Source organism: Paenibacillus nitricinens (assembly GCF_052056485.1).
Classification (GTDB): Bacteria; Bacillota; Bacilli; order Paenibacillales; family Paenibacillaceae; genus Paenibacillus_AQ; species Paenibacillus_AQ nitricinens.
Genome location: NZ_CP183948.1, coordinates 1,775,944 through 1,800,507 on the forward strand (window position 1 = coordinate 1,775,944; position 24,564 = coordinate 1,800,507).

20 protein-coding genes are annotated in these 24,564 nt (G+C 44.6%); 17 read left to right on the forward strand and 3 right to left on the reverse strand.

What is annotated here, in order from left to right; all coding sequences use genetic code 11:
- Positions 1–165: 165 nt before the first annotated feature.
- Positions 166–1,851, reverse strand: a complete 1,686-nt coding sequence (gene ilvD / locus ACN6KS_RS07865) for a dihydroxy-acid dehydratase (RefSeq protein ID WP_440961745.1) — start codon at positions 1,849–1,851, stop codon at positions 166–168.
- A gap of 316 nt (positions 1,852–2,167) precedes the next feature.
- Complete coding sequence (locus ACN6KS_RS07870) at positions 2,168–3,208, reverse strand: acyltransferase family protein (RefSeq protein WP_440961746.1); 1,041 nt, start codon at positions 3,206–3,208, stop codon at positions 2,168–2,170.
- 186 nt (positions 3,209–3,394) lie between these two features.
- Between ACN6KS_RS07870 and ACN6KS_RS07875 the strand changes: the two genes are divergently transcribed.
- The 5 genes from ACN6KS_RS07875 to ACN6KS_RS07895 all read left to right on the forward strand — a co-directional run bounded on the left by ACN6KS_RS07875 (position 3,395) and on the right by ACN6KS_RS07895 (position 7,847).
- Entirely contained in the window at positions 3,395–4,138 is a 744-nt protein-coding gene (locus ACN6KS_RS07875) for an alpha/beta hydrolase (RefSeq protein ID WP_094870594.1), read from the forward strand.
- A gap of 34 nt (positions 4,139–4,172) precedes the next feature.
- Positions 4,173–4,937 carry an HAD family hydrolase gene (locus tag ACN6KS_RS07880; RefSeq protein ID WP_094870595.1) on the forward strand — a complete coding sequence of 255 codons (765 nt, stop codon included), beginning with the start codon at positions 4,173–4,175 and terminating at the stop codon, positions 4,935–4,937.
- Between the two features lie 34 nt (positions 4,938–4,971).
- Positions 4,972–5,712: an NAD-dependent protein deacylase gene (locus ACN6KS_RS07885; RefSeq protein WP_440961747.1), complete on the forward strand. Its 741-nt coding sequence runs from the start codon at positions 4,972–4,974 to the stop codon at positions 5,710–5,712.
- Positions 5,713–5,811: 99 nt separating this feature from the next.
- Complete coding sequence (mgrA, locus tag ACN6KS_RS07890; protein ID WP_440961748.1) at positions 5,812–6,816, forward strand: L-glyceraldehyde 3-phosphate reductase; 1,005 nt, start codon at positions 5,812–5,814, stop codon at positions 6,814–6,816.
- A gap of 32 nt (positions 6,817–6,848) precedes the next feature.
- The gene (locus ACN6KS_RS07895; RefSeq protein WP_440961749.1) at positions 6,849–7,847 is read left to right on the forward strand and encodes an aminoglycoside phosphotransferase family protein; all 999 of its coding nucleotides are present in this window, start codon (positions 6,849–6,851) and stop codon (positions 7,845–7,847) included.
- Positions 7,848–7,934: 87 nt separating this feature from the next.
- On the opposite strand, the gene ACN6KS_RS07900 is transcribed toward ACN6KS_RS07895, so the two are convergent.
- Positions 7,935–8,801 carry an AraC family transcriptional regulator gene (locus ACN6KS_RS07900; protein WP_094870599.1) on the reverse strand — a complete coding sequence of 289 codons (867 nt, stop codon included), beginning with the start codon at positions 8,799–8,801 and terminating at the stop codon, positions 7,935–7,937.
- Positions 8,802–9,019: 218 nt separating this feature from the next.
- On the opposite strand from ACN6KS_RS07900, the gene ACN6KS_RS07905 reads away from it, so the two are divergent.
- The 12 genes from ACN6KS_RS07905 (at position 9,020) to ptsP (ending at position 24,352) form a co-directional block, all read left to right on the forward strand.
- Entirely contained in the window at positions 9,020–10,195 is a 1,176-nt protein-coding gene (locus ACN6KS_RS07905) for a galactokinase (protein ID WP_440961750.1), read from the forward strand.
- A gap of 4 nt (positions 10,196–10,199) precedes the next feature.
- Complete coding sequence (gene galE / locus ACN6KS_RS07910; protein ID WP_042186143.1) at positions 10,200–11,186, forward strand: UDP-glucose 4-epimerase GalE; 987 nt, start codon at positions 10,200–10,202, stop codon at positions 11,184–11,186.
- 60 nt (positions 11,187–11,246) lie between these two features.
- A complete protein-coding gene (locus tag ACN6KS_RS07915) occupies positions 11,247–12,827 on the forward strand; it encodes a UDP-glucose--hexose-1-phosphate uridylyltransferase (RefSeq protein WP_440961751.1) in 1,581 nt (526 codons plus the stop codon).
- A gap of 152 nt (positions 12,828–12,979) precedes the next feature.
- On the forward strand, positions 12,980–14,143 hold the full coding sequence (locus tag ACN6KS_RS07920; RefSeq protein WP_440961752.1) for an iron-containing alcohol dehydrogenase: 1,164 nt from the start codon (positions 12,980–12,982) through the stop codon (positions 14,141–14,143).
- Positions 14,144–14,433: 290 nt separating this feature from the next.
- Entirely contained in the window at positions 14,434–14,970 is a 537-nt protein-coding gene (locus tag ACN6KS_RS07925) for a protease (RefSeq protein ID WP_440961753.1), read from the forward strand.
- Positions 14,970–16,544 (forward strand): flotillin family protein, encoded by a 1,575-nt coding sequence (locus ACN6KS_RS07930; RefSeq protein ID WP_280787410.1) that lies wholly within the window; start codon positions 14,970–14,972, stop codon positions 16,542–16,544. Before ACN6KS_RS07925 ends, ACN6KS_RS07930 begins: the two co-directional genes overlap by 1 nt.
- Before the next feature lie 110 nt (positions 16,545–16,654).
- Positions 16,655–17,362 (forward strand): ABC transporter ATP-binding protein, encoded by a 708-nt coding sequence (locus tag ACN6KS_RS07935; protein ID WP_094870604.1) that lies wholly within the window; start codon positions 16,655–16,657, stop codon positions 17,360–17,362.
- Positions 17,355–18,968: a hypothetical protein gene (locus tag ACN6KS_RS07940; RefSeq protein WP_440961754.1), complete on the forward strand. Its 1,614-nt coding sequence runs from the start codon at positions 17,355–17,357 to the stop codon at positions 18,966–18,968. The genes ACN6KS_RS07935 and ACN6KS_RS07940 overlap by 8 nt, the downstream gene beginning before the upstream one ends.
- A 128-nt stretch (positions 18,969–19,096) precedes the next feature.
- A complete protein-coding gene (gene glcT / locus ACN6KS_RS07945; protein ID WP_094870606.1) occupies positions 19,097–19,972 on the forward strand; it encodes a glucose PTS transporter transcription antiterminator GlcT in 876 nt (291 codons plus the stop codon).
- 235 nt (positions 19,973–20,207) lie between these two features.
- Positions 20,208–22,271 (forward strand): glucose-specific PTS transporter subunit IIBC, encoded by a 2,064-nt coding sequence (gene ptsG / locus ACN6KS_RS07950; protein ID WP_440961755.1) that lies wholly within the window; start codon positions 20,208–20,210, stop codon positions 22,269–22,271.
- Between the two features lie 100 nt (positions 22,272–22,371).
- Positions 22,372–22,647 carry an HPr family phosphocarrier protein gene (locus ACN6KS_RS07955; protein ID WP_042131974.1) on the forward strand — a complete coding sequence of 92 codons (276 nt, stop codon included), beginning with the start codon at positions 22,372–22,374 and terminating at the stop codon, positions 22,645–22,647.
- Complete coding sequence (gene ptsP / locus ACN6KS_RS07960) at positions 22,640–24,352, forward strand: phosphoenolpyruvate--protein phosphotransferase (RefSeq protein WP_094870608.1); 1,713 nt, start codon at positions 22,640–22,642, stop codon at positions 24,350–24,352. The genes ACN6KS_RS07955 and ptsP overlap by 8 nt, the downstream gene beginning before the upstream one ends.
- The last annotated feature ends 212 nt before the right edge of the window (positions 24,353–24,564 follow it).

Genomic DNA, 24,564 nt, shown 5'->3' on the forward strand with positions numbered 1-24,564 from the left:
TATTATTTAGAATTATAATGAACCGTAATATAGATGCCTCACAAACCAGAAATGGATTGTGGGGCATTTTTTCTTGTGTCCAATAAAAAAGAGCAGTCCGACCATAGATTATCTAAGGTAGACTGCTCTTGTATGCAAGGAACAACTAGAATTCGGGTTTGCTAATTAAATCTTCAGGACTGCACCGTTACTTGCATTGGTAACCATTTTGGAATAGCGAGCCAGGTAACCAGTCTTAACTTTAGGCTCAAACTCTTTCCAGCCGGTACGGCGAACCGCCAAAACTTCTTCTTCAACCAGCAGTTCAATCTTACGGTTGTTCAGATCCAGTTCAATGATGTCTCCATCCTCAACAAAAGCGATTGGACCGCCTTCTGCAGCTTCTGGAGAGATATGACCGATGCTAATTCCGCGGGAAGCCCCCGAGAAACGTCCGTCTGTAATCAGACCGACCTTAGCACCAAGACCCATCCCCACGATTTGCGAAGTTGGAGCTAGCATTTCCGGCATTCCCGGTCCACCCTTTGGACCCTCATAACGGATAACGACTACATGGCCTTCTTTAACCTTACCGTTAGCGATACCTTCAAGTGCGGATTCTTGGGAGTCAAAGCAGATCGCAGGGCCTTTGTGATATCCACCAACAGAAGCATCTACTGCACCTACTTTAATGATGGAACCTTCAGGAGCCAGGTTGCCGTATAGGACGGCGAGACCGCCTCTTTCGGAGTAAGGATTATCGATCTTATGAATAACGGAAGTATCTTGGATTTCATGTCCGATTACGTTCTCGGCTAATGTTTTGCCAGTAACCGTCATGCAGTCTCCGTACAGAGCACCTGGTTTCTTCAGCAATTCATTCAAGACGGCACTAACGCCGCCTGCGCGGTCCACATCTTCGATAAAAATATCGGATGCTGGAGCCAGCTTCGCCAAATAAGGAACACGGTTAGCCACTTCGTTAATGCGTTCAAGCGGATAATCGATACCAGCTTCTTGAGCCAGGGCAAGGGTGTGCAGTACTGTGTTAGTAGAACCGCCCATTGCCATATCCAGTGCAAACGCGTTATCGAGTGATTCTTTAGTTACGATATCTCTTGGTTTAAGGTCTAACTTAATCAATTCCATCAGTTGAGTAGCGGATTTGCGAACAAAATCTCTGCGCTCATCAGCTACAGCTAGGATGGTACCATTACCTGGCAATGCTATTCCAAGTGCCTCTGCCAAACAGTTCATGGAGTTGGCAGTGAACATTCCTGAACAAGATCCGCAGGTAGGACAACCGAATTGTTCTAATTCAAGCAACTCAGCATCATTGATTTTTCCGACTTGGTGAGCACCTACGCCCTCGAAAACGGAGGTAAGGGAGAGCTTATTTCCTTTACTGTCTACGCCGGCTTTCATTGGACCACCACTTACGAACATAGTTGGGATGTTGACACGCAATGCGCCCATCATCATTCCCGGTGTAATTTTATCGCAGTTAGGGATGCAGACCATGCCATCGAACCAATGCGCGGAAACGACAGTTTCTAAGGAGTCAGCGATGATCTCGCGGCTTGGCAGGGAATAACGCATACCGATATGTCCCATTGCGATACCGTCATCAACACCGATCGTATTGAATTCGAAAGGAACGCCGCCAGCTTCACGAATCGCTTCCTTAACAATCTTACCGAACTCTTGAAGATGCACATGACCTGGAACAATATCAATATAGGAATTGCAGACCGCAATAAACGGCTTTCCGAAATCTTCTTCTTTTACTCCGGCTGCACGCAGGAGACTACGGTGTGGAGCACGGTCAAAGCCTTTTTTAATCATGTCTGAACGCATTTTCTTAGCTGCCATATTGACATTTCCCCCCTAAATAAATTGCAATGAAATATAGTGTCGCATTAACGCAATGAACTCCAAAGACCTGCGTATATACGGTTTATAGAATGAACGGGGACGAGCTTCCTAGAGAAGAAGGGCGAAGCCGATTCTATAAAAAATGCCGCTGTTTTGGTATAAACGGTTCCCGCCTATAATGAACGGAGAAGTCATTGTTATTAGTGAGTCTATCACAAAGAGCACGTTTTTTCTACCGGACAATGTGAAGTTTCTCATGTGGAGACCGACTTTAAATAGTATAAAAAAACCTATCCACTAGGGGATAGGCCACTTATAATGAGCGCCTTAAGGCAACACGATGCAGGGTGATCATCCATCCGACGGGGGGTTCAACAATAGGATGCATCAGCCGTTTTACACTTGGTTGGGCTAAGAGAATGGTCAGTAAGATTGCAGAAAGCACCAATAACATGGCACCTATAGAATGGTTGATATAAGAGTATACGCCAGAAACAGCGGCAAAACGAACGATAAATCCGTGAAGTAGAAAAACATATAACGTACGGGAGCCCCAGTCAGTCAGCCGGCTAAGCGAGTAAGGAATCCACCCCATAAACGCTAGTGCAGCAGTGATTTGTAGCCCGTAAACGCCCAGACGATAAATTCCTGCGTACCATTCTTGAAGACCAAGCTGCATGTAGGTCATACTTCCGTAAAGCCAGCCTATCGGCAAGTCTGATCCCCAAGATGCAAACAGAAGGAATAGAAGGATGGAGACTGCGGCAGCGGTAATTTTAATCCACTTTTGAAAAAAGCGAGAAAAGGACTGGAACGAAAAATGATAACCTAATACGAAGAATGGCAGGTAAACAAAAGTACGGCTAATGCTGAACCATACGCCATCAAGCTGTAGGTATCCAACGGCAATTCCAGCGGCGACAGCAACAATGAATTGAGTGGCAGGCGCCCATTTACGCATCCCGATCATCAGTATACGCCAGAAGGCATGACTTGCCAGGAACCATAAGAGCAAATAGGGGGCGAAAAAGGAATGATGGATACCCTGCACCTGATATATGGTGGCGTCCAGCACAGAGTAGAGGCTTTGAAAAATAATGTACTGCAATCCGATTTGCATGATAATGCGACGGCCTTGTGTACCTTTAAGGGGTTTATTGGCAAAAAAACCTGTAACGAGCACGAAGAGCGGCATGTGAAAGCTGAAAATCCACATATATAAGTTATGCAAGCTGCTCATTGAGCCTATCAATGGTTCTATGGCGTTTCCAACGATTACAGTAACAATGAGAACAAAACGTAAATTTAGAAAAAAAGTCTTTCCAGGCGTGTCTAGCGAGTTTCCCCCTACCATGACTTCCCCCCAAAGATGCTTGATGCTTTAATTTTAAAATACAAGATTTTCTTCAATTGAATTGTGAATTAACTCACTATTGAAAGCGTTGTCATAAGTATCAAATGTGGCGATGTGTTGAAGGTTGTTAGAATAGTGGGTTTCTACTATAATTTTCTTATATGCAGTAACATCCGGGAGTGGAGCATGTTGAAGAAAAGAATAACTAAGCGTCGTATTGGTTTAATTGTAATAATCATTCTTGTTGTAGCCGGATTGCTGTTGTGGAGATATTTAACGCCGTATGCACCGGCTCAAGAAGCCGAAACTGCACTGATTTCAAGTGGTGGAGTTACCGTCGAACAGAATGATAATTGGATCTCGTTCGAACCTTCCATCACTAAAGGCGCCTCGATTATATTTTATCCTGGGGCTTTGGTTAAACCGGAAGCTTATTCCCCTCTTGCGAAGAGCGTCGCTGCTGAAGGGCATCCCTTCTACATCGCCAAAATGCCGTTTAATTTAGCCGTAACCAAGGGTGATGCCGCAGAAGAGATCATTCGTGTGCATCCGAAGCAGTCATTTGTGCTGGGTGGACATTCACTTGGGGGTGTTATGGCCTCACGTTACGCAATTCAGCATGCGGACCAGCTGGAAGGTGTGTTTTTCTTAGCCTCTTATCCAGATGACAAAGGAAGTCTGCGAGAGACTACTTTGTCAGTGTTGTCGGTTGTGGGTACTGAGGATCAAGTGATTGACAGAGACAGTTACAACAAAGGCCGTTCCTATCTGCCAGATAACACAGTTTATAGTTCAATTATAGGTGGGAATCACGCTCAATTTGGCAGCTACGGGCCTCAGAAGGGGGACGGTGAAGCCACAATATCTGAGGAAGAGCAGCAGAGTCGCACAGTAAGTGCCCTGTTGGATTGGCTGGGAAATCTGAGGTAGCTATGGCTCATTCAACAGAGGGAGGAAACAATTCATGCCAGTATTACACATTAAAGATGAATGCGTTCCCTGCACCGGAATATTGTTCGATAAAGACGGGACGTTATTGGATCTATTAGCCACTTGGGGGAATTGGGCCGAGCTTGTACTGTGTGGAATGGAAAATCAGCTTGCGATTATGGAAACCGATTTTATCGTGGATCGGAGTAAAGTGCTGGGTACCCAGCATGATGCTGCAGGAAAGCTGATTGGTTATGATCCGGCAGGGCCGCTCACCATGGCTACAGAAGAAGAAAGTTATGGTGTGCTTGCATGGCAGCTGTATGCTGCGGGTGTTCCTTGGAATGAAGCGTTGACCCGTGTAAAGAGTATAGCTAAGGACGCTATGTATGAATTACGCAAACGCCGCACGGCACAACCCCTGGAAGGGCTTCTTCCTTTTCTGGAACAGTGCGCGGCTGCATCACTCAAGCTAGGGGTGGTTACCTCAGATGGCGCAAAGACCACTCAGGAGCATCTGGATTGGCTTGGTATTGCTCATTACTTCCATTCGGTAGTTACAAGAGACAGAGTATTAAACGGAAAACCCGCACCTGAAATGGCTGAATTAGCCTGCCGGGAGCTTGGGCTGTCTCCTGAAGTGACGATTATAATTGGTGACAGTAATGCAGATATGCAATTGGGTAAAGGTGCAGGCTTACGCCTCGCCGTTGGAATCTCCAACATGGGTGATGGGAATCACTTGATTGACGCAGATGTGATTATTTCTAGCTTTAATGAGCTAAGGATCACCTACTGATCAGCATACTAATGGAAAGGATGTGCTACAACAAATGGATCAATTGCAGACACTTGCTTCTTGGATTAAAGACAGTGACAACATCGTTTTTTTCGGAGGGGCAGGTACATCAACCGAGAGTGGGATTCCGGATTTCCGCTCGGCAGCAGGATTATACCAGACTCAGCACAATTCACCTTATTCGCCTGAAGTGATGCTGAGCCGTACTTTTTTTATGTCCTCACCGGACATTTTTTTTGATTTTTACCGTAGTAAAATGCTTCATCCTGATGCTCGTCCAAATGGCGCGCATCAGCTGCTTGCAGAATTGGAACGGCAGGGCAAGCTTAAGGCAGTGATTACGCAAAATATTGATGGCTTACACCAGCTGGCGGGTAGCCAAAAGGTACTTGAGCTGCATGGTTCCATTCATCGTAACTATTGCATGGACTGCTCACGTTATTACGGGCTGGATCAGCTTCTGGGTACCACTGAGATCGTCCCTCACTGCCCCGACTGTGGTGGCATTATCAAACCAGATGTTGTGCTTTATGAAGAAGAACTGGACCACTCGTTGCTGATTAGTTCTGTCGAAGCGATAGCCGCTGCAGATATGCTAATTATTGGTGGAACTTCTCTTACAGTTCAGCCTGCGGCTAGTCTGGTCACTTATTTTCGGGGCAAACGCACGGTGCTGCTGAATGGGGACCCCACCCCTTTTGATGATCAAGCTGATCTTTTGATTACAGACCGGATTGGGAAAGTACTTGGCAGTGTAAAGGATATGCTTGGCTAGAGGTTCTCATGGCTTGTCTTTTGTCAGATTATTATTGCGCTCAGAAGTTTAAAGATAAGGAAGAACGAAGTAGCGCGCAATGAGAGGCAGGGATAAGCAATGGTATATGTAGCAAGTGATGAACGGTATGTTGAGATGTGTTATAACCGTTGCGGGAACTCAGGTCTTAAGCTTCCGGCAATCTCATTAGGACTATGGCAGAATTTTGGTGGAATTGATCCTTACGAGAATGGCCGAGAAATGATCACCCGTGCCTTTGATCTTGGAATTACTCATTTTGATCTGGCCAACAACTATGGACCACCAGCAGGTTCAGCAGAAGATCTGTTTGGAAAAGTGCTTGCTAGTGATATGGCTCCATATCGAGATGAAATGGTAATTTCAACGAAAGCAGGGTATAACATGTGGCCCGGCCCTTATGGAGAATGGGGTTCGCGTAAATATATGCTGGCCAGTCTGGATCAGAGTCTGAAGCGGCTGGGCCTAGATTATGTTGATATCTATTATTCGCACCGGCCGGACCCGGAAACACCTCTTGAAGAAACCATGCAGGCGCTTGACCATGCTGTCCGTTCCGGCAAAGCTCTGTATATAGGATTATCTAACTATACCGCGGAGCAGACGCTCGAATCGATTAGAATTCTGAATAGTTTAGGAACACCGCTCTTAATTCATCAGCCTAGTTATTCTATGCTCGATCGCTGGATTGAGGGTAGTTTACAGGATGTGCTGGAACAGAGCGGAGTTGGCAGTATCGCTTTTACACCTTTGGCTCAAGGATTGTTAACCAATAAGTATTTAAATGGAATCCCAGAAGGATCAAGAGCGGCCAAACCCTCTGCTGCGTTAAATGAAAGCCGGATAACACCGGATGTGAAGCGCAAGATCCACGCGTTAAATCAGCTTGCTGTTTCAAGAGGCCAGAGTTTAGCGCAGCTTGCACTAGCTTGGACACTACGTGATGGGAGGATTACTTCTGCATTGATAGGGGCTAGCAGAATTAGTCAGATTGAAGAGAATATAGCTGCACTTCAGCATTTGGAGTTCTCGCAGGCAGAATTGGATCGCATTGAGACTATTCTTCAAACGGAGAATGGAACTTGATGAAGACGCGGGTGAAGGGATGAGCGACATCAATGGAGTTGCTTCAAGATGAGAACAAGGTGAAAGAGTGGGCCGAAGCCAACTCGGGATCTATAGGCTTAAACAGGTCGAAGATTGAGGCTAAGTATATTTGGAATCCTGGAGGGTTTGTAAACCAATCTTATCGCATAACGGATGGTCAATCCTCTCGTCATTTAAAACTCTCGCAAGTACAAAAAGCAGCAGGACTTAAACAGTGGGTTAAGATCAGTGAACATTTGACTTATAATTACAATTCACCACGGTTGATTAGGGAGATTACACAAGAAATAACCTCTGGTTATTCTTATGGTTTAGTGTTTGATTTTATCGAAGGTAAACCATTAAGCTCCATTTCCGATCCACTGCCAGTGATTGAAAAGGTTCTGAGGTCACTTCATCAATTACATGGGGATAAAGAGATTAGGCTGGCAGTTGCAAGTGAAGATAAGAACTACAACTATGCCGCCGCATTTACTGACGAATACATCAATCGATTTGAAGAAGATCTGCAAATTATTAGAGCGGAGAAGCATTTGCTAGACTTCGTAACGGCGGACACTTTAGAATGGTTCGATACAGAAGTGGAAGCTTTGAGAATAATGGTTAGTCAGCACCCTTCTTTTCAGAGAAAGGCGTCCGACATCGTACACAATGATGTGAATTGGCAGAATATCTTAGTCAATGATCCTAATGAATTTTGGATCATTGATTGGGATGACCTAACGGTATTTGGAGACGCTGCCATGGATTATTCCGTACTACTTTGGCCGCTCTATAAATCAAAAGATTGGACTTACTGTAGAGATCTGGTTATTGATTTAGCAGGCATTGCAATAATGGAACGGATTGAGTTTTATTTTAGAGCGAAGCTTCTTGATGATGTGATTGATGTTCTCGCTGACTATGTGGATGCGGAGCATGTGCCAGAACTGAAAGAAATGGCTCAGAAAAGGGCGAAAGAGATACATCTACGAGCTTACCCTGAATATCTGAATCAATATGCAAAATAACCGCAGCAAACTGAAAGATCAGCTTAAAAAAAGGGATTCACATATTGGACTTGCCTAATATGTGAATCCCTTTTTTAAGGCTATCCCTTACTCATTTGTCTTTTTTACATGTCTAGTCGTTGTGAGACGGTAAGCGGTGGGTGACTGAGCACAAAACCGTTTGAATTGGCGTGAGAAGTATAAAGCATCGGTGAGCCCTACGGATGCTGCTACCTGTTCCACGGACAGCTCGGGCCGTTCACGCAGCAGCTGTCTGGATTTTTCAATGCGCAGCTTCAGCAGGTAGGTCACCGGAGATAATCCGGTCTCTTGCTTAAATACACGGGATAGATAAGCCCGGTTATAGCCAAGAGTATCACACATTTGTTCAATGGATACTGGATGAGCATATTGGGAGGCCATGTAGTGGATCATTTGCTTCACAGTACGCTTAACCTGTGATTCAGCTCCAGGAAGACGGGAGAAGGAAGAGAGTAAATCTGCAGCTTCACCTACAATGAGATAAAGATACCCTAGAGAAGTCAGGTGGGCACTTTCTTTGTTTGCTTTGAAGGCTTGCATGATACTGGAAAGGGCACCTGGGATGACGCTATCACCTGTTGTAGTCACCACAGGTTTTTGAGGTGTAAAGCCTGTCTGCAGCACAAGGCTATCAGCCTCACTCCCTGTAAAAGCTGCCCAGCGATAGCACCAGGGCTGATCTTTATCCGAAATATAACTGACCAGCTGTCCTGGATGAATAAGGAAGAAGTCACCTTTTTCCAGTGCATATTGATGATGTTCAGTACGGAAAACCCCTGAGCCAGACTCAATAAAGTGAAGTAAATAATAATCGTAAATCTTAGGGCCAGCTTGATGCATAGGAATCGTCTGACTCTGACCAGCAAACAGTACATGGAGATTTTGTTTATCGTAATACACGGGATTAGATCCTACGGAATAAGTATGCTCCATTTGAGACAGCCTTTCTTGTGTTGTTGTAATTTTATGGCTTATAGTTTAAGGTGTGTTAATTATTTGTGTAATTATTATATTATGGGAAGTCACATTTATCCATACATTACACACATGATTGCATTATCAGAGGATGACTGATTCTATTATAATGAATACATAAAGAACGCTTTACTAATTCCCACTGGCTGAAGCAGCGAAAGGATGGAGTGGCATTAATGAGCACGCAGGAACTTAACAAGAAATTCATCGAAAAGTACGGGGTAAGCGAGCAAGAAGCTCAAGTATTTTATGCACCAGGCCGTGTTAATCTCATTGGAGAGCACTTGGATTATAACGGTGGATACGTGCTGCCGGCAGCTTTGGAATTCGGAACAACGTTGATTGTGCGTCCACGCAGTGACAGCAAAGTGAATTTTGCATCTACTAATTTTCCTTATGAAGCATCTATTGATTATAGTGAAATTGGCAAGGCCAAAACAGGAGAATGGATCGACTATCCGGTTGGCGTAATGGTTGAATTGGAAAAGAAAAACACGCCAGTAAGCAAAGGTTACGATCTACTGTTCCATGGTGATATTCCGAATGGCGCAGGCTTGTCCTCATCGGCTTCTCTTGAAGTTGTAACTGCCTATGCTTTCCTAACTCTTGAAGGCGGCGACACAGACACCGTTGAGATTGCTCTCTTGTCTCAGCGTGCTGAGAATCAGTATGTAGGTGTAAACTCCGGAATTATGGATCAGTTCGCAGTTGCCAATGGCAAACGGGATCATGCAATCCTGCTAATGTGCGACACACTTGAGTACAATTTGGTACCTTTCATTACAGGTGCTTACAAATTGGTTATCGGCAACACGAACAAACGCAGAGGACTTGTGGATTCTAAATACAATGAGCGTCGTCAACAGTGTGATGAGGCCTTGTCTATTTTGCAAAAAGAAGTTCCTTCACTAGCTTATCTGGCACAGCTCAATCGTGAACAGTTCGAAGCACATCAAGATAAAATCACAGATGAAATCGTTAGACGCCGCGCTCGCCATGTAGTGGAAGAGAATCAACGCGTACTAGAATCCGTTGAGGTATTAAAGAACAATGATCTGAAGCAGTTTGGACAGTTCATGAATGACTCGCATACTTCCTTGCGTGATTTGTATGAAGTTAGCTGTGAAGAGCTTGATATTATGGTTGAAGAAGCACAGCGTATTCCGGGTACACTTGGTTCTCGTATGACTGGCGCAGGTTTCGGTGGCTGTACTGTGTCCTTGGTACATGAAGATGATATAGAACGTTTTATTCGTGAAGTAGGCGAGGCATATACGACAAGATCTGGTTTGGTTGGTGAGTTCTACGTTTGCGGCATCGGTAATGGTGTCCAAGAATTGAAGGGAGTGTAATCAGATGGCAATTTTAGTAACAGGTGGAGCAGGGTATATTGGTTCTCATACGGTAGCAGAACTGCTGGATCGCGGCGAAGAAGTGGTGGTCATCGACAACCTGCTAACAGGGCATCGTGAGGCGTTACTGGGTGGCAAGCTGTACGAAGGAGATCTGCGTGATAAGGAGCTGCTTGGCAAGCTGTTCGCCGAGAATGAGATTGATGCGGTTATACATTTTGCGGCAAGCTCTTTGGTTGGTGAAAGCATGAAGGACCCTGTGAAATATTATGACAACAACGTATACGGCACACAATGCCTTTTGGAAGCTATGCAAAAAGCTGGCGTGAACAAAATCGTGTTCTCTTCCACAGCTGCAACCTACGGTGAACCGGAAAAGGTGCCAATTGAAGAAACAGACCGTACCGAGCCAGCAAACGTATACGGCGAAACTAAGCTGACCATGGAACGCATGATGGCTTGGTTTGATAAAGTACTAGGAATCAAGTATGTAGCGCTTCGTTACTTTAATGCTGCAGGTGCACATGCTAGTGGCAAAATCGGTGAAGACCATCGTCCGGAAAGTCATTTGGTTCCGCTGGTATTGCAAACCGCTTTGAAGCAACGAGAGAGCATCGCCGTGTTCGGAGACGACTATCCTACAGAAGACGGTACTTGTGTGCGCGACTACATTCATGTTAGCGATCTGGCTGACGCCCATGTTCGTGCAGTAACTTATCTGCGTAGCGGAAGCAGCAGTAATATTTTTAACTTGGGAAATGGACTTGGTTTCTCGGTGAAACAGGTTATTGAAACTGCAAAGAAAGTCACGGGACTAGAAATCCCTGTAGTTATTCAAGAACGCCGTGCTGGAGATCCTGCTGTACTGGTAGCTTCCTCCGACAAAGCGCGTTCTATCCTTGGATGGAACCCGCAGCATGCGGACTTAGAGAATATCATTCAAAGCGCCTGGAACTGGCATTCTGCCAATCCGCAGGGGTACGGAGAATAAGGGGCTTTAGCATAGCTTAACTTAACTAGAGCATGAGACCCTACTTAAGGAGAATTGAAAATGCACAACGAGAATAAGGTTGCGTCTACTGACCAGAAAGCCTTACATGCGATTGAGCAGCTAGTTCTGTTCGCACAACGTGAGCAGCTCATTGCTCCAACTGATGAAGACTATAGCCGTAATGTGCTGCTAGATCAGTTCGGATTTAGTGAGCCGTTCGTTGGCGAGGTCGATCAAAGTCCACTTACAGGTCCGCAGGTTCCACTGGATACACTGATTGATTATGGTTTTGAAATCGGATTGATTCCAGAGAATAGCGACACTTACCGTGACTTACTGGATGCTAAGATTATGGGACTCTTAATGGCCCGTCCATCAGACGTAAATGCGGAGTTCAACCGTTTAGCTGCTGAAAAAGGTATCTCCGCGGCTACAGATCGCTTTTATAAATTAAGCATAGATTCCAACTATATCCGGATGGACCGGATTTCCAAAAATGTCTACTGGCTGCAGGATTCGCCTTACGGTGATATCGAGATGACAATTAATTTGTCCAAGCCTGAGAAGAGCCCGAAGGAAATTGCTATGGCCCGTTTGCTCCCGCCGCCGGTCTATCCAAAATGTCTGCTGTGCCGCGAGAATGTGGGGTATGCTGGTCGGGTTAATCATCCGCCGCGTCAGAACCTGCGTGTCATTCCACTTCAGCTGAATAATGAGAAATGGCTCTTTCAGTATTCGCCATATGTTTACTACAACGAGCACTGTATTGTATTCCATCATGATCATGTGCCAATGAAGCTTACCAAGGATACCTTGAAGCGGCTGCTTAGCTTCGTGGAATCTTTTCCGCACTATTTTATTGGCTCGAATGCAGATTTGCCGATTGTGGGCGGATCGATTCTAACGCATGACCATTTTCAAGGTGGACGTCATACCTTCCCTATTCAGAAAGCGCCTAAGGAAGATACGTTCACGCATGCATCTTATCCGGGTGTCAGCATTAATATCGTAAAATGGCCTATGTCCGTATTACGTTTGAATGGTGTAAATCCGGCGGTATTGCTGGAGTGTGGTAATGCACTTTATGAAGCTTGGAAAGCGTATAGTGATCCTGAAGCAGAAGTATTGGCGTTCAGCGAAGCTGATGGTGAAGTGCAGCCTCATAATACCGTTACTCCGATCGTTCGTCGGGCAGAAGATGGCAGCTTCGAGATGGATCTTGTGCTGCGTAATAATCGAACTAACGAGCAATATCCGGAAGGGATTTTCCATCCCCATCGGGAGATGCACCATATCAAGAAAGAAAATATCGGCTTGATTGAGGTCATGGGACTCGCAATTCTGCCAGGCCGTCTGAAGGAAGAGCTTGATTCTATTGCGAGCATCCTTGCAGGAGATCAAGCGCTATTAGAATCGGTAAAGAATGATCCTAGTCATCCACTTGCGCAGCATGCTGCTTGGGTTCAGGAGCTTGTAGAGCGTTTCGGAACGGCGTTGCAGCATGATGAAGCCGTCAAGATTGTGCAGAACGAAGTCGGCATCAAGTTTACTCATATTCTTGAACACGCGGGCGTCTATAAACGGACTCCGGAAGGGCAAGCTGCTTTCCGTCGTTTCGTGAAGAGCTTCGGCGCGTTGTAAGTTTGGATAGGGGATGTTCTTAAGGCCTTAGGTCTTAAGGATATCCCCCTTTTTTATGACGCTTGAAGCTACTCCATTTGAATGCAGCTATTCAGAGGTTTATAATACGAGTGGGCACAACATTCTGAAATAACTAATGGAGGTTTACACATATGCGTAATTTTGATTTTTATAATCCTACCAAGTTGATCTTTGGACAGGGTACGCTGGAAGCGTTGAAGACTGAGGTTCCTAAGTACGGTAAGAATGTATTGTTGATGTACGGTGGCGGTAGTATCAAGCGTAGCGGACTGTACGATAAAGTAATGGCTGAGTTGAGCGCAATAGATGCTGTGGTCACTGAAATCTCGGGCGTAGAGCCTAATCCACGCCTTTCCACCGTACATAAAGGTGTAGAGCTGTGTCACGAGCATAATATCGACCTCATCCTCGCAGTAGGCGGCGGTAGCGTATTGGACTGCGCTAAAGCAGTTGCTGTTGGGGCGAAATATGAAGGTGACATGTGGGACTTTGTTGAACGTAAGGCAGCTGCTCAAGATGCTCTCCCACTCGGTACAGTGCTGACGATGGCAGCTACAGGATCAGAAATGAACAGCGGCTCTGTAATCACTAACGAGGTGACCAAGGAAAAAATGGGCTGGGGCAGTATTCATGCATTCCCGGCATTTTCGATTCTTGACCCAGAGAATACCTTCACTCTGCCGCGTGATCAGACGGTCTACGGCATGGTGGATATCATGTCTCATGTTCTGGAACACTATTTCCATAACGACACCAACACACCGGTACAAGACGGTTTCTGTGAGACTTTGCTACGTACGGTGATCGAAACCGCACCGAAGCTTATTGAAGATTTGAATAATTACGAACTGCGTGAGACGATCATGTACTGCGGAACAATGGCGCTTAACGGTATGGTTAGCATGGGTTTTGCAGGAGATTGGGCGACTCACAATATCGAGCACGCAGTATCAGCAGTATACGACATTCCACACGGTGGAGGACTGGCCATTCTGTTCCCGCAATGGATGAAATATAATATCGATACGGATCCTGCCCGTTTCCGCAAGCTTGCTGTAAACGTGTTTGGAATTGATCCTACTGGCAAGAACGATAAGGAAATAGGGCTGGAAGGAATTGCAGCGCTACGTAGCTTCTGGGATTCCATTGGTGCACCGAAGACACTCGCTGATTATGATATTGATGACAGCGAGATCGGCAGTATGGCTGATAAGGCTGTTCGTTTCGGACCGTTTGGTAATTTCCGCAAGCTTGACCGTGAGGATGTAGTAGAAATTTATAAAATGGCTCTGTAAGTAGATTCATCTACGAAAAAGACTATCAGTCTTTATTCTAGAAGACGTACTTGAAAGTCAAGGAAGCGATTCTCCTGTTATGGATGAATCGCTTCTTTTCGTTTATGCTCTACTGTGGATTTCTCCTCGACATCGTCCCCGATCTCCGCTGCTGCTGACCGCATTTTTCGTACGTTTATCCTCAGAATGGAACTTTTATGGGTGAATATCCAAAGTTTGTGAAACCAATGACCTACTTTATTCGTTTAAACTAATATGACAGTCCTGAATGAAGACAGGAGGAAGTAAATATGCAAACGCTGTATTTAGGCTGCTTGGCGCTAGGCGTCATATTTGCCATAGTCAGCGTCCTGGTGGGTGATGTGATCGGAGATGCTTTGCATGGAGTCTTTGATTTCGTATCCGTAGATTTTCTGAATCCCACCGTACTGGCAGGAGGAATAACCGTGTTCGGCGGAGCGGGCATTCTTCTAACCCGGTACAGCGCTCTGGAAGCTGGGGCGATCATTGCTTTGTCTTTGTTAGCCGCCGCTTTTTTGGGAGTACTTATGTATCTAGGGGTGGTTAAGCCCATGGAAAAAAGCGAAATGTCCAATGGTTTCTCAATGAGTGATCTGCCTGGCAAGATCGGGGAAATCACAATTCCTGTTCCCGCCACGGGTTATGGTGAGATTATGGTAAAGTTTGGCGCCGGCAATAGCCTGCATACGGCAGCAAGCTTTGATCATGAGCTGCTTCCGGCAGGGATCAAAGTTGTTGTAGTGGAGGTTAGAGATGGTGTTGCATTGGTGTCAGAATTCGAAAAGAGAAGAGGAGTGGATCTTTAATGTTCGGTATTCCTGAGTATTTGTTAGTCCCTGCTGTTGTCGTTGCTGTTTTGTTTGTGCTAGGTATCGCATTCTGGGCACGTTACAAAACTGTTGGACCAGATGAAGGGATGATCGTAACAGGTTCGTTTTTAGGTAAAAATCATATTTCTGACGATGGATCTGGACGTAAGATTAAAATTGTTCGTGGGGGCGGGGCCTTTATCCTCCCTATCTTTCAGAAGGCTGAATTTATGTCGCTTCTTTCTCATAAACTCGATGTGATGACCCCGGAAGTATATACCGAACAAGGGGTTCCGGTTATTGCTGACGGTGTAGCGATTATTAAAGTGGGCAGCTCGACTGAAGATGTGGCGACAGCTGCTGAGCAATTTATGGGCAAACCGATTGAAGCGCTGAAGAGCGAAGCACAAGAAGTTCTTGAGGGTCATCTGCGGGCCATTCTCGGTTCGATGACCGTTGAGGAAGTATATCGTAACCGTGACCGTTTTGCGCAAGAGGTTCAAGGCGTGGCGGCACGTGATCTTAAGAAAATGGGTCTGCAAATTGTTTCCTTTACTATCAAGGATGTGCGAGATAAACATGGATATCTTGATGCATTGGGTAAACCGCGAATCGCTGCGGTGAAGCGTGATGCAGAGATCGCTGAAGCAGAAGCAGTGCGGGATGCGAGAATTCAAAAGGCAAACGCTGAAGAGCAAGGGCAAAAAGCAGAACTGCTGCGGGATACGAATATCGCCGAAGCCTCTAAGGAAAACCAGCTTAAGGTGGCTGCGTTTAAACGGGATCAGGACACGGCGAAAGCGGAAGCCGATCAGGCTTACCATATTCAAGAGGCACGTGCGAAGCAGACCGTTGTTGAAGAGCAAATGAAGGTTGAGCTGGTACGTAAGGAACGTGAAATCGATCTACAGGCTAAAGAAATTCAAGTTCGTGAGAAGCAGTACGATGCAGAAGTGAAGAAAAAAGCGGAAGCGGATCGTTACGCAGTAGAGCAAGCAGCGGAAGCCGATAAGGCGAAGAGAATGCGCGAAGCGGATGCCTTGCAATACAGTATCGAGACGCAAGCTAAGGCTACAGCGGAGCAGAAGCGCCTTGAAGGTCAAGCGATGGCGGATGCAGAGCTGGCTAAAGGTACCGCGGATGCCGAAGTTATCCGGTTGCGTGGTCTAGCGGAAGCAGAAGCGAAAGAGAAGCTGGCGGAAGCCTTCCAGAAATTCGGCGAAGCCGCGGTGCTCGATATCATTGTTAAAATGCTGCCTGATTTGGCTGGCCAAATCGCGAAGCCGCTGGCATCTATTGATAAGCTTACTGTTGTAGATACCGGTAATGGTGAAGGTGCAGCACGTGTCAGCAATTATGTAACACAGTTGATGTCTACGGCTCCTGAGATGCTGAAGAGTGTCTCTGGAATTGACGTAGAGGCCATGATCAAAGGGCTGACGACTAGATCCTCAGGGTCAACTGGAAGCAAGGCTGTTCCAGTCGCAACGGCAGCTTCCCTGCCAACTCCAGCAGCATCTGTTGTATCGAGCAAAGCTTCAACTTCTGTGGCTGAGCAACCTGAAGAATAGTTAAAGCAATAACTACTAGAATGATTTAACTTAAGGTAAGCTCGGTGATTGCTACCGGGCTTACTCTAGGTTTCTAGGTCTTAGCTATAGAATGGGAGAGGTGCGCGAGCGTGCAACTAATTTTAGACCATATCCATAAAAGCTTCGATGGTAAACAGGTGATTAAAGATGCAGATTTCACCTTTGAAAGAGGGAAGATCTATGGGCTACTCGGACGGAATGGAGCAGGTAAAACCACACTTTTCAATTGCCTAAGTGGTGAGATTCCAATGGATAGCGGAGCTGCCTTTATTGGTGAGAAGGATAGTACCCGTCCGCTTCGTGACGAGGACATCGGATATGTATTTTCCCTACCCATTTTGCCTGAGTTTCTGACAGGTTATGAGTTCGTTAAGTTTTATATGGACATTAACCGTGAGAAGATCGATCCGGATAAAAGCATTGAAGATTATTTTTCCATTATTAAGTTTGAGGAAGAAGATCGACACCGGCTGATTAAGGGTTATTCCCACGGGATGAAGAATAAAATCCAAATGCTCTGCTTTATCATTACTCGCCCGCCTTTGATTTTGCTAGATGAGCCCTTAACTTCTTTTGATGTGGTTGTGGCTCTTGAGATCAAGAAATTGCTGCGTGAGATGAAGCAGGATCACATCATTATTTTTTCTACGCATATTTTACAATTAGCCGCCGATTTATGTGACGAGTTGGTTATTCTAAATCATGGAACCCTTCAAGAAATTCCGCGTGAGACTCTGCAAAGTCCAGAATTTGAGGAGCAAATTATAGCTTTACTTCAGGATGGCAACAATGATTAGTACACTTCGCAGCATTCAGAGGATTAGAGGTTCGTCCGGAGCCAATCGGCTGATTTACTATTTCAAGATGCTACCTGTTCTTGGCAAACTTTTAAATGGGGATATTTATTCTAACATTGCACTAAAACAACTCTTCGCTGGGATAGTACTTGCATTGAAGGTGGTGTGGGGGTTTTTAGGCAAGTTTGCCTATTTGGGAATTGTGATCTATTTGCCAATTGTCCTCACACACAAAGAATTGCCGCTCGCCGAACAGTATGCTTTGTTCTTACATATTTTTATAATTCTTAGCTTTATTGTGGCTGCGGTTTCGAATGTGTTTATATTAGAGCCCAAACGGGATAAATATATATGTGTGAAGCTGATGAGAATTCAGGCTAAACAGTATATGCATGCTACACTTTTGCTTAAAGGGCTAACGTTCTTTTTATATTTTATTCCGGCATTAACCGTGTTTGCGGGCTTTTTTGGGGCCCCGTTGTGGCATGGCGTATGGCTTGCACTACTGTTAACGGCTTGGAGAATAGTCACCGAGGCGCTGAATCTTTGGTTTTTTGACAAAAAAGGAATTGTGTTAGTTAAAAAGATGAGCTGGGTATGGTCGGTGATTGGACTAGGTGCTCTATTTGCCTATATGCCCCTTTATCTAGGATATGCTTTCGTAAATGATGCGACAGGATTTAGTATCCCAGTGAGTCTTGTGATCGTTGTACTTGGAGGAATTGCAGCTGTGTATATTGGAAAATATCCTAACTACCGCAGCGCTGTAGACGTCGTTACCAAGATAGATGATCCACTGCTGGATATGAACCGGATGATGAAAGAAGCAAGGGTAGCAGATGTTCAGACCAAGGAGAAGGACTTTTCGTTGGAAGAACTTAAGGGGAAAGCTTTTCAAGGAAAAAAAGGTTACGCCTACCTGAATGCTATTTTTTTCTCCAGACATAAACGCTTGTTAATTCAACCCATCCAGAGACGCTTAATTATCATTGGTGTGCTCTTTATAGCGGCTGTTCTAATCATACTCATTTCGCCGGAGACTTCGTCTAAGTATACGACTTATCTGCTTGATGGACTTCCCTTTTTTGTATTTATTATGAACTATACCTCTATAGGTGAGCGCGTATGCAAAGCGATGTTTTACAATTGTGATTTAAGCTTGTTGCGCTATGGATTCTATCGTGAGCAAGCTGCGATTCTGGACAATTTTAAGATTCGTCTTATTAAATTGAGTGGCCTTAATCTTCTTCCTGCTGTCGCCATATGTTTAGCATGTACTCTACTGTTTCTATTCTCGGGTGAGGATTGGGGGTTGAGGGATGCGTTGATTTTTTGGGTGACGATTCTGTGTCTTTCCTTGTTCTTCTCCGTGCATCACTTGTTCATGTATTATATTTTTCAACCATACAGCACGGAGCTCAATATGAAGAATCCATTCTTTTTTATCGTCAATAGCGTTGTATTAGGACTAAGCGTGGCTTCTATCGGATTCCCAAAAGGATCGTCAATTTTTACACTAGTTGTTCTTGTGGGAACGATTGCTTATATGGTTATTGCCCTCACATTGGTATATAAGTTCTCCAGCAGAACTTTCCGGGTAAAATAGAACGCGGGTATCCTTCTAATATCGGAATGTTGATGATATGATGGTAACGAGAGTTTTTTAATCGTACCGTTTCATGTTGCGTTTGCTGCTTGGAAGTCAGGTGTTTAGAGATAAAAGAGGTGGCAATAATGAGTAGCATAACTGTAGCAAAGGTGTTAAATAACAACGTTATCATTGCGGACCATCCCCAATATTCCGAGGTTGTAGTGATTGGCAAAGGGATAGGGTTTAATCGAAAATTGCATGATCGGATTAACCTATCCGCTGTGGAGAAGATGTTTATTCTGCGCAGCCAGGAAGAACAGGAACAATATAAACAGCTTCTTCCCCAAGTGGATGAGAAGTTGATTGAGATTGTACATGAAATTTTGTTATATATTATGCAAAGCAGTAGTCAACCACTTAATGAGCATGTTCATATTGCACTCACTGATCATATCTCATTTGCTATTCGGCGTTATGAACAACATATCCCAATTCACAATCCATTTCTGTATGAGACTAAAGAGATTTATCCTGAAGAGTACAAGATGGCAGAGTATGCGATTGAGCGGATTAATGAAGGTATGGATGTGGAATTGCCTGTAGATGAGGTAGGCTTTGTGGCACTTCATATCGTTAGTGCGTTGAGCAACAGACAAATTTCTGAGGTTAGACAACATTCTCTTTTAATTGGGGATTTGATCGGAATCGTAGAGAATAACCTTGAATATCGAATTCCACGTGATTCACTTGATTATTCACGATTGGTGACTCATTTACGTTTTGTTCTAGAAAGACTGCGCCGTGGAGAATCGGTAAGGGAGACTTCAACGCTGGATAGTCTTATGAAACGAGAATATCCTGAAATGTATTCCTTGGCTTGGCAATTAACTAAGATTATCGAGAATCGAGTGCATATTCCTGTGTATCCAGCTGAGGTCAGCTATTTGACCGTTCACCTGCAACGTCTTGCCCAGAAGAAAGAAGACGAATTGGGTATGGAGACGAATGGTAAGCCGTAAAAAAAGCTTGTCACTTCAAAAAAACGGTGCTACAATATCGGTGTCCTAATTAAAACAGAATACCAAGCGTGTAACTGATTCGATCAGGCATGAGTGATTTACAGTATTTTGGTTGCTAGTCCCCATCTTGGGGTAATCTAACCGTAGCGTTAGATAACAACCTTTATACTGTGTTGCTCATGCCTTTTTTGGCATCTGTTTTACTGAAAAGTGAATAATGAAAGGAAGTGACTTGATGTTTAAAAAGATGTTTGGCGTTTTACAAAGAGTTGGTAAAGCGCTAATGCTTCCAGTTGCCATACTGCCAGCAGCTGGTTTGCTGCTTGGAATAGGAAACATGCTGGTAAACCCCGATTTTCTACAGTACGTTCCGGCACTGGAGAATGATGTCGTTCAGGCGATAGCTAACGTATTGATGAACTCAGGGCAAATTGTATTTGATAATCTATCCTTACTATTTGCCGTGGGTGTTGCGATTGGTTTAGCCGGAGGTGAAGGTGTTGCTGGTCTAGCCGCAATTATCGGTTTCCTCGTAATGAATGTTACGATGGGTACTGTAATTGGCGTCAATGATTATGTCCTGAGCCAAGGCGATTTTTCTTATGCTAGCGTCTTAGGTATTCCAACACTGCAGACAGGGGTGTTTGGTGGTATACTCGTCGGTATATTGGCATCGTCCATGTACAAACGATTCTTCAAAATTGAGCTTCCATCCTATTTGGGCTTCTTCGCAGGTAAACGTTTCGTTCCAATCATGACTGCGGTTACGTCTTTGCTTCTCGGTCTGGCATTGACCTTAGTTTGGCCGCCAATTCAGCACGGTCTGAACTTTGTATCACAAAGTATGATTGATACGAATAAAACGCTCGCAGCGTTTATCTTCGGAACCATCGAACGCTCGCTGATTCCTTTTGGTCTGCATCACATCTTCTATTCTCCATTCTGGTATGAATTTGGTACCTACGTAGATAAAGCTGGAGAATTGGTACGTGGTGACCAACGGATCTTCATGCAGCAGCTTCGTGATGGCGTTGAATTCACAGCAGGAACATTTACAACAGGTAAGTATCCTTTCATGATGTTCGGTCTTCCAGCAGCTGCTTTGGCCATCTATCATGAAGCTAAACCTCATAATAAAAAAATCGTCGGAAGTTTGATGATTTCCGCAGCATTGACTTCGTTCTTGACAGGGATTACTGAACCACTCGAATTCTCATTCCTGTTCGTAGCTCCATTGCTGTTCGCAGTACATGCTGTGTTTGCAGGTCTGTCCTTTATGACCATGCATATCCTTAATGTTAAGATTGGTATGACCTTCTCTGGAGGTTTTATCGATTACGTACTCTTTGGTATCATTCCGAACCGTACGGCTTGGTGGCTCGTAATTCCAGTAGGTCTTGCTCTTGCATTGATTTACTATTTCGGGTTCCGCTTTGTTATTCGCAAGTTCAATCTGATGACACCGGGGCGTGAAGAAGATACGGATGAAGCTGATGATACAGATGCAGAATCAGTTTCTAAAACTGGTGATGATCTGCCTCGAAACATTTTATCTGCGTTGGGTGGTAAAGAGAACATCGCTCATCTGGATGCTTGTATTACCCGCCTTCGTGTGGAAGTTAAAGATAAATCAGGTGTGGATAAGAATCGTCTGAAGAAGCTTGGTGCATCAGGTGTGCTTGAGGTGGGTAATAATGTCCAAGCGATCTTCGGTACACGTTCCGATACAATAAAATCGCAGATTCAAGATGTAATTAATGGGAAGACACCTGCAGCAACGCCGGTAACGGCTGCACCTAAGCCTGAAGAAGAACAGCAGGCGGGTGAAACTGGTGAAGCGATTATCAAAGAAGATATCGTCTCTCCGGTAAATGGTGAATTAGTGGATATCACTGAGGTTCCAGACGCAGTGTTCTCCCAAAAAATGACGGGTGACGGTTTTGCTTTCCTATCTGATGATGGAAAGATTGCTTCACCGGTTTACGGTAAAGTGTTTAATGTGTTCCCGAGCAAGCATGCGATCGGCATTATGTCCGATGGGGGTAAGGAAGTGCTCGTTCATATAGGGGTTAATACAGTTAAGCTTAAAGGTCAAGGCTTTACTGTTCTAGTTGAAGAGGGCGACCTTGTAGCTGCTGGACAGCAGATCATGGAAGTGGATTTAGAATATGTAAAAGCACATGCACCTTCAGTAATGTCTCCTGTTATTTTCTCCAATTTGCCAGAAGGCTCTTCCGTAACCTTGAAGAAGCCAGGTAAGGTATCTATTGGCGATAAGGATATTATTACCATTCAGTAAAAGTGCAAGGGTGGAAGCTTCCTTTAAACATTAAAGGGAGCGAAGCCTTCACTATAAATTAAAAAATACTCTATTAAAAGAAAGCGAGTTGGATAATATTATGCAAACAACATTCAGAATTATCGATGAAGATGGAATTCACGCACGTCCGGCAACTGCCTTGGTAAATACAGCTACGAAATTCAAAGGTACAGAAGCTTATGCAGAAGCAAAAGGCAAAAAAGTTACATTGAAATCTATCCTTGGCGTATTGTCATTGGGTCTGGAAGCTGGAGACACGTTGTCTCTGATTACTGAAGGCAGCGAAGAAGCTGAAGCTCTGAGCGCACTTTCTGATGTAATGATTAAAGAAGGGCTAGGGGAAATCCATGAATAAAATTTCAGGAATCGCGGCTTCAGCAGGGATTGCAGTAGCCCGTGCTTTTATCCTGAAACATCCGGATTATACAATTACAAAGACTAGTATCAGTGATCCTGAAGCAGAAGTCGCCAAGTTGAATGACGCACTTGCTAAATCAAGTGCTGAACTGCAAACCATTAAAGAGCGTACTTTAGCAGAACTAGGAGAGAAGAAAGCAGAGATTTTTGCATCCCATCTGCTGATTCTTGAGGACCCTGAGCTGATTAATCCCGTAATTGATAAAATTCGTCAGGAATCGGTTAACGCGGACTATGCACTAAACGAAGTAGCTACACAATTCATTGAAATGTTCGAAAACATGAAGAGTGCTTACTTACAAGAACGTGCAGCTGACATGCGTGATGTGACCAAACGCCTGCTGAACCACTTGCTGGGTATTCATTATGTTAGTCCTGCAGAAATCAATGAAGAGGTTATTGTTATCGCTGAGGATTTAACACCTTCTGACACAGCACAGCTAAATCGCAAGTATGTTAAAGGCTTCACAACAAACATTGGTGGACGTACGTCCCACTCAGCGATTATGGCACGCTCCTTGGAAATTCCAGCAGTTGTTGGAACTAAGAATGTCATGACAGAAGTGAATTCTGGGGATCTAGTGATTGTCGATGGTCTGAACGGAGACGTTCTTATTAATCCTAGTGAAGCAGAAGTGGCAGCGTACGTTCGCAAGCAGGAAGCTTACGACTTGCAAATTGCAGAGTGGAAGAAACTTCGTGATAAACCAACGATTTCTGCAGACGGTAAGCACGTGGAGTTGGCAGCTAATATCGGTACACCAAACGATGTCAATGGTGTAATTGAGAATGGTGGCGAAGGTGTAGGCTTGTATCGTACTGAGTTTCTATACATGGGCCGCGATAAGTTGCCTTCTGAGGAAATTCAATATAACGCCTATCGTACTGTGCTTGAGAATATGAAAGGCAAACCGGTAGTTGTACGTACACTTGATATCGGTGGCGACAAAGAACTTCCGTATCTGGATCTACCAAAGGAAATGAATCCTTTCTTAGGATTCCGCGCAATTCGTCTTTGTCTGGATCGTCAGGATATTTTCCGTACGCAACTGCGTGCTTTACTGAGAGCAAGTGTTCATGGGGATCTTCGCATTATGTTCCCTATGATCGCAACACTTGGTGAATTCCGTGCAGCCCGTGATCTTCTGCTTGAAGAGAAAGCGAAGCTTCGTGAAGAAGGCAAGGAAGTGTCTGACAACATTCAGCTCGGCATTATGGTTGAGATTCCTTCCACTGCTGTATTGGCTGACCAGTTTGCAAAGGAAGTTGATTTCTTCAGTATTGGTACGAATGACCTTATTCAATATACAATGGCTGCTGACCGTATGAATGAACGGGTGTCTTACCTGTATCAGCCATACAATCCGGCCATCCTGCGTCTGGTCAAAAATGTAATTGATGCAGCGCATGCAGAAGGTAAATGGACTGGAATGTGCGGTGAGATGGCTGGGGACGCAACAGCGATTCCACTCTTACTAGGTCTTGGCCTTGATGAATTCAGTATGAGTGCAACGTCAATTCTGCCAGCACGTAGTCAAATTTCTAAATTGTCGGCTGCCGACATGAAGGAACTGGCTGCAAAAGCACTGCAACTTGGCACTGCTGAAGAAGTAGCTGCACTTGTTCAAAGCATCACTAACTAACTATTTCCATATGCATTACTCCGTTAAACGTTTTATAACGTTCCAACTACTATTACCGACTTCCGATGTTTGGAAGTCGGTTTTTTTGTGTTTAAATCAATAATTTTATTTCTTGTGTTGGCTTATGTTCATGGGAGAGCGTTATACTCAATTTAGAATAACTAAATTCACTTTTTATTTGCTTTATTGTACAGATGTCTATGCCGATAGTA

Excerpts from the sequence above, each read along its gene's own strand:
- ilvD (WP_440961745.1), bottom strand. The coding sequence starts at position 1,851 with ATGGCAGCTAAGAAAATGCGTTCAGACATGATTAAAAAAGGCTTTGAC.
- ACN6KS_RS07870 (WP_440961746.1), bottom strand. The coding sequence starts at position 3,208 with ATGGTAGGGGGAAACTCGCTAGACACGCCTGGAAAGACTTTTTTTCTA.
- ACN6KS_RS07875 (WP_094870594.1), top strand. The coding sequence starts at position 3,395 with ATGTTGAAGAAAAGAATAACTAAGCGTCGTATTGGTTTAATTGTAATA.
- ACN6KS_RS07880 (WP_094870595.1), top strand. The coding sequence starts at position 4,173 with ATGCCAGTATTACACATTAAAGATGAATGCGTTCCCTGCACCGGAATA.
- ACN6KS_RS07885 (WP_440961747.1), top strand. The coding sequence starts at position 4,972 with ATGGATCAATTGCAGACACTTGCTTCTTGGATTAAAGACAGTGACAAC.
- mgrA (WP_440961748.1), top strand. The coding sequence starts at position 5,812 with ATGGTATATGTAGCAAGTGATGAACGGTATGTTGAGATGTGTTATAAC.
- ACN6KS_RS07895 (WP_440961749.1), top strand. The coding sequence starts at position 6,849 with ATGGAGTTGCTTCAAGATGAGAACAAGGTGAAAGAGTGGGCCGAAGCC.
- ACN6KS_RS07900 (WP_094870599.1), bottom strand. The coding sequence starts at position 8,801 with ATGGAGCATACTTATTCCGTAGGATCTAATCCCGTGTATTACGATAAA.
- ACN6KS_RS07905 (WP_440961750.1), top strand. The coding sequence starts at position 9,020 with ATGAGCACGCAGGAACTTAACAAGAAATTCATCGAAAAGTACGGGGTA.
- galE (WP_042186143.1), top strand. The coding sequence starts at position 10,200 with ATGGCAATTTTAGTAACAGGTGGAGCAGGGTATATTGGTTCTCATACG.
- ACN6KS_RS07915 (WP_440961751.1), top strand. The coding sequence starts at position 11,247 with ATGCACAACGAGAATAAGGTTGCGTCTACTGACCAGAAAGCCTTACAT.
- ACN6KS_RS07920 (WP_440961752.1), top strand. The coding sequence starts at position 12,980 with ATGCGTAATTTTGATTTTTATAATCCTACCAAGTTGATCTTTGGACAG.
- ACN6KS_RS07925 (WP_440961753.1), top strand. The coding sequence starts at position 14,434 with ATGCAAACGCTGTATTTAGGCTGCTTGGCGCTAGGCGTCATATTTGCC.
- ACN6KS_RS07930 (WP_280787410.1), top strand. The coding sequence starts at position 14,970 with ATGTTCGGTATTCCTGAGTATTTGTTAGTCCCTGCTGTTGTCGTTGCT.
- ACN6KS_RS07940 (WP_440961754.1), top strand. The coding sequence starts at position 17,355 with ATGATTAGTACACTTCGCAGCATTCAGAGGATTAGAGGTTCGTCCGGA.
- glcT (WP_094870606.1), top strand. The coding sequence starts at position 19,097 with ATGAGTAGCATAACTGTAGCAAAGGTGTTAAATAACAACGTTATCATT.
- ptsG (WP_440961755.1), top strand. The coding sequence starts at position 20,208 with ATGTTTAAAAAGATGTTTGGCGTTTTACAAAGAGTTGGTAAAGCGCTA.
- ACN6KS_RS07955 (WP_042131974.1), top strand. The coding sequence starts at position 22,372 with ATGCAAACAACATTCAGAATTATCGATGAAGATGGAATTCACGCACGT.
- ptsP (WP_094870608.1), top strand. The coding sequence starts at position 22,640 with ATGAATAAAATTTCAGGAATCGCGGCTTCAGCAGGGATTGCAGTAGCC.